Annotated in this window: 7 protein-coding genes and 1 pseudogene; all 8 read left to right on the top strand. The window is 66.6% G+C overall.

Features of this window, described 5'->3' with window-relative positions; all coding sequences use genetic code 11:
• Positions 1–196: DegT/DnrJ/EryC1/StrS family aminotransferase (locus ABIR74_RS02690; protein WP_348175074.1), on the top strand; the 196-nt coding region annotated here is incomplete at its 5' end.
• Positions 193–1,197, top strand: coding sequence for a lysylphosphatidylglycerol synthase transmembrane domain-containing protein (locus ABIR74_RS02685; RefSeq protein WP_348175073.1), 1,005 nt, complete (start codon positions 193–195; stop codon positions 1,195–1,197). The genes ABIR74_RS02690 and ABIR74_RS02685, both read left to right, overlap by 4 nt.
• Positions 1,190–2,077 (top strand): glycosyltransferase family 2 protein, encoded by an 888-nt coding sequence (locus ABIR74_RS02680; RefSeq protein WP_348175072.1) that lies wholly within the window; start codon positions 1,190–1,192, stop codon positions 2,075–2,077. The genes ABIR74_RS02685 and ABIR74_RS02680 overlap by 8 nt, the downstream gene beginning before the upstream one ends.
• The gene (locus ABIR74_RS02675) at positions 2,074–3,990 is read left to right on the top strand and encodes a DUF6541 family protein (RefSeq protein ID WP_348175071.1); all 1,917 of its coding nucleotides are present in this window, start codon (positions 2,074–2,076) and stop codon (positions 3,988–3,990) included. The genes ABIR74_RS02680 and ABIR74_RS02675 overlap by 4 nt, the downstream gene beginning before the upstream one ends.
• Positions 3,987–4,994: a lysylphosphatidylglycerol synthase transmembrane domain-containing protein gene (locus tag ABIR74_RS02670; RefSeq protein WP_348175070.1), complete on the top strand. Its 1,008-nt coding sequence runs from the start codon at positions 3,987–3,989 to the stop codon at positions 4,992–4,994. Before ABIR74_RS02675 ends, ABIR74_RS02670 begins: the two co-directional genes overlap by 4 nt.
• On the top strand, positions 4,991–6,238 hold the full coding sequence (locus ABIR74_RS02665) for a glycosyltransferase (protein ID WP_348175069.1): 1,248 nt from the start codon (positions 4,991–4,993) through the stop codon (positions 6,236–6,238). Before ABIR74_RS02670 ends, ABIR74_RS02665 begins: the two co-directional genes overlap by 4 nt.
• A 7-nt stretch (positions 6,239–6,245) precedes the next feature.
• A complete protein-coding gene (locus ABIR74_RS02660; protein WP_348175068.1) occupies positions 6,246–7,580 on the top strand; it encodes an O-antigen ligase family protein in 1,335 nt (444 codons plus the stop codon).
• Positions 7,577–7,834: pseudogene (locus ABIR74_RS02655) on the top strand (hypothetical protein); the annotation flags it as partial. The gene ABIR74_RS02660 and the pseudogene ABIR74_RS02655, both read left to right, overlap by 4 nt.

The raw sequence follows: 7,834 nt of genomic DNA, 5'->3' as shown, positions 1-7,834 counted from the left end.
CACGAGCATCCACTTCCTCCCGGTGCACAAGCTGACCTGGTTCCGGAACCGCTACCCCGCGCAGCCCCCGCTGGCTGTCGCAGAACGCGCCAGTCGCGAAGTGTTGTCGCTCCCGCTGTCGCCAGCCCACTCGGACGACGACATCCTCGATGCGATCGATGCCGTTTCGCGCCTGCACGAACGGTTCACGGCATGAAGACTCCGCGCGTACCGCGTCTCTCACACGTGAAGCGACCGCTGCGAATCCTGATCGGGGTGACGCTTACGGCTCTCGCGACGGCGTACATCCTGCTCAAGATCGACCTAGGGCAGACGTGGGAGACGCTCACCTCGGCGAATCTCTGGTGGTTCGGGCTGGCGGTCACGATCATGATCGTGACCGCGCTCCCGATGGCGCTGCGGTGGAAGTGGCTCCTAGCCGCCCAGGGTGTGATCGACCGCTTCTGGTGGCTGACGCGGGCGTACTTCGTCTCCTATACGGCCGGTCAAGTCCTCCCGACGTCGATCGGCGGCGACGCGGTGAGAATCTTCGAGATCTCGAAGCGGCATCCCGGACGGTCAGGCGACATGACGGCGATCGTCGTGATCGAGCGGGGCCTCGGCGGGGCCGGCACCGTTCTCCTCGGCGCCATTGGCTTCGTGCTCGCGATCGGCCACTACGACGTCAGCGCGTATCTCTGGATCGAGGGGTTGTTCGTCTTCGGCACGCTTCTCCTCCTCGTACTCTTCTTTTCCCGCGCCGCGCGACCCCACCTCGCTCGACTTCGTCCGCTCTTCCAGAAGCTGCGGCTCGAGCGCCCGCTGAGGGCTTTCTATGACGGCGTCCATCATTACCGCGGACACTCGGGACTGCTCCTCAAGGTCTTCGTGTTCACGACCGTCATTCAGGCAGTGCGGATCCTCTCCATCTGGGCGTCGTGCAAGGCCGTTGGGATCGATCTCGGCCCACGCATCTACTACGTCATGGGCCCTCTGTTCTTCCTCGTCCTTCTCGTGCCCTTCACCCTCAACGGGTTCGCAGTGCGGGAAGCGTTCTTCGTCAGCTTTCTCGGCAGCGTCGGTGTCGACGCCGACGCCGCATTCGCCGCCGGGTTCCTCTTCTTTCTCGTCACCGTTGCTCTCGCTGTGCCCGGAGGCGTGATTCTGCTCTGGGAATCGATCCGTGGTGGCCCAAGACCCGAGGTAGAACATGGATGACGTTGTCGCCGTCGTCGTCACCTACAACGCGATGCCATGGATCGAGCAGTGCCTGGCGAGCCTCGGCGACACGAAAACGGTTGTCGTCGACAACGACTCGGGCGACGGCACCGTCCCGTTTGTCCGCGACCGGTTCCCCGATGTCCACCTTGTCGAGCAGGAGAATATCGGCCTGGCAGCTGGCTGGAAACGGGGTCTCGACGAGGTGCCTCCGAGCCGCTGGGCTCTGATCATCAATGCTGACGCATGGCTCGTCGGGGACTCGCTCGAGCAACTCGTTGCAGTTGGCGACGCTCACGTCGACGTCGCGGTCGTCGGCCCAAAGCTCCTGAACACCGATGGGTCGCTGCAGCGGTCTGTACGGGGATTCCCCACGCTCTGGCGCCTTGCGACGGAGTACTTTTACCTCCGCAAGCTTGGCCCTCGAACAGAGCTTCTGAACGCGTTCTACGGCGCAGGCTTCGATCATGCATCCGAGCGCGTCGTGGACTCGGTGATGGGCGCCTGCATGCTCGTGCGCCGCGGCGCGGTCGAGGAGGTCGGCGCACCGGATCCCGACTTCTTCCTCTTCAGCGAGGAGACAGACTGGATGTATCGGTTTGCGCAGGCCGGCTGGCGAACGCTCTTCACGCCGGAGGCGACGTGTGTCCACGTCGGCGGCGCCTCGCATGGCGGCCGACTCAGCCGCGAGAACCTTCGTGGCCTGCTTCGCTTCTTCCACAAGCATCACGGCGACATCGAGGCCGAACGGTTGCGCAAGCTGCTGCGCGCGTCGCTCGTCGTCCGGGGCAGGCTCGTGCGTGGGCAGCGGGGCGCAATGTACCGCGACGGCTTCAGGTGGCTCGGGACGGGCGACGTGCGCTCGCTGATCGAGCGTTGAGCTCGGTCTTTCTGCTGCTCCGGCTCGCCGCGGCGACGGCTCTCGTGCTCGCCCCGGGCGCGATTCTCGCCCGAGCGGTTGGCGTGCGAAGCACGTCGGCGACCGTCGCCTGGGGCCTTGGCGTCATCTTCGGAGCCATGGGCGTCGTCTTCCTCGTCCATGCGTCGCTCACCCTCGCGCTCGTGTTACTCCTCGTCACAGCGCTCTGTGCAGCGCCATTCGCGCTGCGCCGGCCTGCCGCCCCGCCCATTCCGGGCCGCGTGTTCGTGTGGGGTGCCGGCGTCGTCCTCGGGCTGCTCCTGTGGCACGTCGCCGGAGAGATCGGCGGCGACGGGATCTTCCATCTCGCGCGCGTGCAGAAGCTCGTCGAGTTCGGCGACCTCTCCCTTTCGTCCGTGAACGAGTTCGCCGATGGAGGGCTGCATCCCGGGTACGCCTTCCCGCTCTGGCACGCCTTCCTCGCGCTCGTCGCAACGGTCTCGTTCGCCGACCCGTCCGAGGTCGTGCTCCACGAGCCGACGGTGCTCGCGCCGCTTGCGGTGCTCGTCGCCTATGAGGCGGGATACGCGCTGTTCCGGCGCGTTACGCCGGCTGCGACAGCCGCCGCAGCCACCGTCGCTCTCGTGGCGATGGCCCCGGGCCACGGTGGTGCCTACACCGCGCTTGCCCTTCCTGCGACGGCCTCACGGCAGATCCTCGTGCCGGTCGCGCTCGCGCTCGCGCTGTCTGCGATGCGGACGCCGTCGAAGGGGCTCCTCTCGAGTGCCGGCCTCGCATCACTCGCGCTCGCGGTCGTTCACCCCACCTACGCGATCTTCCTCTGGATTCCGTTCGGCGGCTTCCTCCTCGTGCGCTTCGTGTGGCGTCAGGACGGCGTCAGAAGCGGCGCGCTCGCACTGGGAGCGCTCCTCGTTCCGTCCGGCCTCTTCCTGATCTGGCTCGTTCCGGTGATTCGCAGCACGGAATCCGTCAGCCCTGACGCGGCCGAGCGTATGCGGGCGTTCAGGCAGTACGCCGGCCAGCTGAACGGATCCGTCGACCATTTCTCGCTCGCACCGCAGGTGTTCGGACGGTCGGGTGCGGTGGCCGTTGCCGCTTTGCTGCTCATTCCCATGACAGCACTTGCCGCCCGCCGACGGTGGGCCGCCTACGTCGTCGGCGGCTCGCTCGCGATCTTCGCGATCACGCTCGTGCCGTGGCTGTTCACGCCTTTCGCGGACATCGTCTCGCTCTCGCAGGCGAGGCGCCTCGCTGGCTTCCTCCCGTTCGCTTTTGCGCTCGCCGGCGGAATGGGCGTTCTGGTGGCCCTGGTCGGGCGGATCGCAGTCCCGCTCGCGTTTGGCGCCGGGATCGTGCTGCAGTGGCTGTACCCGGGAGACTTTGGCTACACGGTGGAGCAGGGCGGGCCAGCGTGGGCGACGTGGATCGCCGTTGCGGGCGCCCTCGTCGCTCTGGTCGTCGGGATCGTTCGTTCCCGATCGGTAGGCACGACGGCGGCACTCGCATCGGCGCTCGTGCTCCTGCCCACGTTCGTGGCCGGGCTCACTGACTGGTCACCGTCACCCGAGCGACGTGCAAGCCCCCTGACTCCCGGGCTCGTAACCTTCCTCCGGGAGGGTGTGCCCGCCGGCGATGTCGTCTACTCCGACCTCGAGTCCAGCTACCGCATCGGAGCAGCAGCTCCCGTCTACGTCTGCAACTCGCCGCCCGGTCATGTCGCGGACACGAAGCGCAACCGCCCCTACGCTCGCCGTGCACAGTGGCGCCGGTTCAACCGCACCGGTGAGCTCGGGATCCCGAAGCGGTGTGGTGCGGCCTGGCTCGTGATCGATCGCGATCGGTTCGAGACGAGCCCGAGCCTGGAGGTCGTCTATCGCGACGGCCGCTACGTCGTCTATCACCTTCCGCAATGAGCGACCTCGAACGCGTCACGCCCTCCCGCGGTCGCGGCGGAGCGCTCCTTGCAGTCGGCATCGCATCGTCGGTGTTCTTCCTCTGGCTCGTCTTCCGCGACGCGGATCTCGATGCCGTCTGGGCAGCGCTCTCGAGCGCCGACGTCGGTCTGGTCGCCATGGCCGCGGCCGTGATCCAGATCGTCTACGTGGCGCAGGGTGCCAGGTGGCGCATCATCGCCGCCACGCTCGAGCTGACGGTCAAGCGCTTCTACGCGCTCGTCCTCGGCGGAATCGGGGCGAACAACATCCTGCCTCTCCGCATCGGCGACCTTCTCCGAGCACGCTGGCTCGCGAAGTCGGCCGCGATCCCGTCGGGCCGTGCCTTCGGCTCGGTGTTCCGCGATCGTGCCTGCGACGTGCTCACGCTCGTGGTCGCGCTGGCGGTGTCGCTGCCGGTTGTCGGCGACCCTGCATGGGTCAACCGGATCGCGCTCGGAGGGACTGCGCTCGTTGCGGTGCTCGCGCTCGCAATCGGAGGCGCGGTCGTCTACAGCCGCACACGACCGCGTGCTCGACGTGAGAGCAGGAGCCGGGCGAGGCAGCTACTACGGGACACGGTCGACGAGGTCGCCTCGCCGATCGGGCGACGCCGGCTGGCGCTCGCGCTCGCTCTGAGCGTGATCGCCTGGGGTGCCTGGGCAGTCACTGCCGGACTGATCTCGCGGTCACTCGGCTTCTCACTTTCACCGATCGAGCTCGTCTTCGTGACGGCGGTGATCAATCTCGGCGTCGTCATCCCCAGCTCGCCGGGGTTCATCGGCACCTACCAGTGGCTCGCGGTCTCGGCCCTCGGTGTCGTCGGCATCGACGGCGAGGTCGCAATCGCCTTCTCGCTCCTGATGCAGTCGATCTGGTTCATCCCAACCACGATTGCGGGTGGCGTTATCGCCGTGCGCGAGATCAACCGAGATGCCCGCCGACCGTCTGTCGAGGGCGAGCCGCCAGTACCATCGCCGGGGTGAAAGTCCTCCTCGTGAGCTTCTACTTTCCCCCGGCGGGAGGGGGCGGAGTGCAGCGTCCTCTGAAGCTTGCGCAGTACCTGCCTCCGCTCGGGATCGAGACCCACGTTCTTGCACCCGACGACCCCCAGTGGATCCACCGTGACGAGGGGTTACGCGTGCCCACGCAGGCCTGGGTACATCGTGCGCGGTATCTCGGTCCGAGCGGCCGCAAGCCCGCCGAGGAGTTGCACGGTAAGGTCGGCGTCGCTCGCATGACGACGCAGGCGCGGCTCTTCGGCCGGCGGGCTCTCGTGCCAGACGAGAACGTGCCCTGGAACCTCACTGCGATCCCGGCCGCGATCAAAATCGTGCGCAAGCACGACATCGACGTCGTCATCACGACGTCGCCGCCGAACTCGATCCACCTGGTCGGCGCGGCGGTGAAGCGGGCGACAGGTGCCCGGTGGGTGGCAGACCTGCGCGACTCGCCGATCGCCCACGTTCATCGCCGCTCCGAGAGCGCAGCCGTTCGGGCCAAGGAAAAGGTCGACGTGGGCGTCGCGAAGCTCGTTGCGCGGTCTGCGGACGCGATCGTGTGTGTCGCGGACTTCATCGCCGACGAGGTTCGAGCGCTCGACCCACGCGGCAGCATCGTCACGATCTCGAACGGCTCGGACTTCGACGACTTCGAGGGCCTTGCGTACACGCCGGGTGAGCGGCTCCGGCTCACCCACACCGGCAGCTTCTTCGGCAAGCGAGACCCCCGACCGTTCCTGCAGGCCTTCCACAATTCGGGCATCGATGCGACATCGCGGTTTCTCGGCGACTTCCGCAGTGCCGATCGCGAGTGGGCCGAGCAGCTCGAGCTGGGTTCGAAGCTCGAGCTCATTCCGTACGCTCCGCGAGCGACGTCTCTCGCGCTGCAGCGCGACTCGGAGGCGCTGTTGCTGCTCATTCCCGATGCAGGAGGCCGTGGCAAGGGCGTGCTCTCGGGCAAGGTGTTCGAGTACATCGCCGCGCGGCGGCCGATTCTCGCCCTGGTTCCTCCCGACGGTGCCGCCGCTGACTTGATCCGCGAGACGGGCGCCGGCGTCGTTGCGCCGCCTGACGACGTCGATGCTATCCGTGAGGCGCTCGTCGAGCTCGATCGGCGTTTCCGGTCCGGCGACCTGCCGGACGTGGAGCTCTCCGAGGAGTGGCGTCGACGGCTCGCGCGCGAGACCCGCGTCGAGGAGACGGCCGATCTCCTGAGGTCCCTCTGTTGAGCTCGCCTTGCTGAGCCGTCGGCAGCCCGTCGTCGACGCGCTGTTCTTCGCAACGGTGTTCACCGTCACGTTCGCAAAGATCCACTGGAACGTCGGCGCCGATCTCTCGCTCTCGGACGTCCTTACCGTCCTCTTCCTGATCGCGTTCGCACTTGGCCGCATCGAACGTCTGGATGGTCGCTTCACCCGGTCGGCGGCGATCACGTTCGGATTCTTCGTCGCGTTTCTCGCGGTCTACCTGCTCGGCTTCTTCAACCTCGAGACAGCGACGGCGTTGGCGCAATGGGCCAAAGGGATGTTCAAGTTCGTTCTCCACTTCCTGTTTCTGTTCGCGGCCGTCGCTCTTGTGGCCCGACGGAGCCAACGCTTCTTCTGGTGGACGCTCGCGGCGTTCTGTGGAGGTATCGCGTTCAACGCGCTCTACGGCGTCCTTCAGCTCGGCGTCGCCCAGGGAACGGGCGGCAACCTCGACGCGACCCTTCTCGCGCCGCTGACGGGCGGAGCGAGTCAGATCAACATCTATGGCGCGATCGAGGGAGCGAACGTCTACCGGCCGAACGCTCTCACGGGCGATCCAAACCACCTCGGGATCGAGCTCGTGATCCCGATCCTCATCCTGCTACCCATCTACCTTCGGCTCGAGCGCGGACATCGGCTTCGCGTGCCGTTGATGCTGACGCTGATGTTCCTCTTCGTGATGGAGCTCGCGACTCTGTCCAGAAGCGGGATGCTCGGCCTCTTCTGCGGCCTGCTCGTGCTTGCGGTGCCCTACCGGCACATGCTGTTCACGGCACGGTTCCTGCTTCCGCTTCTCGCCGTCGGGCTCGGGATTCTCGTCTTCGTCTCGCAGAGAGCAGACTTCTTCCAGACCGTCCTCAAGTCGCGCGTGGACACGGGTGGCAAGGGGACGTCGACGCATTTCGTGGTGTACGAGTTCATCCCCCAGGTGCTCTCTCAGCACCCGTTGTTCGGGCTCGGGCTCAACAACTTCTCGGTCTACTACGAGTTCGTCACCGGCCGGAACAACTTCGGCCCGCACTCGTTCTACGTAGCCTTGTTCGTGGAGACCGGCATCATCGGTGCGCTGCTCTTCCTCGGGTTTCTCGGCTACCTCTTCCAGCGCCTCGCCGTCGGCCGCGCCATCGGGCGGTCGCTTGCGGAGCTGGGCGACGGCCTCGCTGCGCGCGTGCGCCCGCTCGTATGGGGCCTGACGGCAGCGCTCGTCGGCACGATGGCGGCGAACTTCTTCTACCTGACGATGAGCTTCTACTACTTCTTCGTCTTCGCGATGCTCGCGATCGCCGCGCCTGCAGTGTTCGGGCGGCGGCTCGTGACGACATGAACGTCTGCGTTCTGACGACGTCTTACCCGCGTCATCGGGGTGACGTCGCCGGGGCTTTCGTCAGCGATGCAGTCGACCACCTCCGCAAGGCGGGGATCGAGGTCGCTGTCGTCTCGCCCGCGTCCTTTCGCCACTACGGGATCGCCTACGGGGACGGGATCGCCAACAACCTCAGGGCTCAGCCGTGGCGGATACTTCTGCTGCCGTTGTTCCTCCTCTCCTTTGCTCGCGCGGCTCGTCGTGCCTCGCGTGAC

This window comes from Gaiella sp. (assembly GCF_039915195.1).
Classification (GTDB): domain Bacteria; phylum Actinomycetota; class Thermoleophilia; order Gaiellales; family Gaiellaceae; genus Gaiella.
Note: the sequence above shows the minus strand (reverse complement) of the source record. Positions and strands in the feature narration are given on the sequence as shown.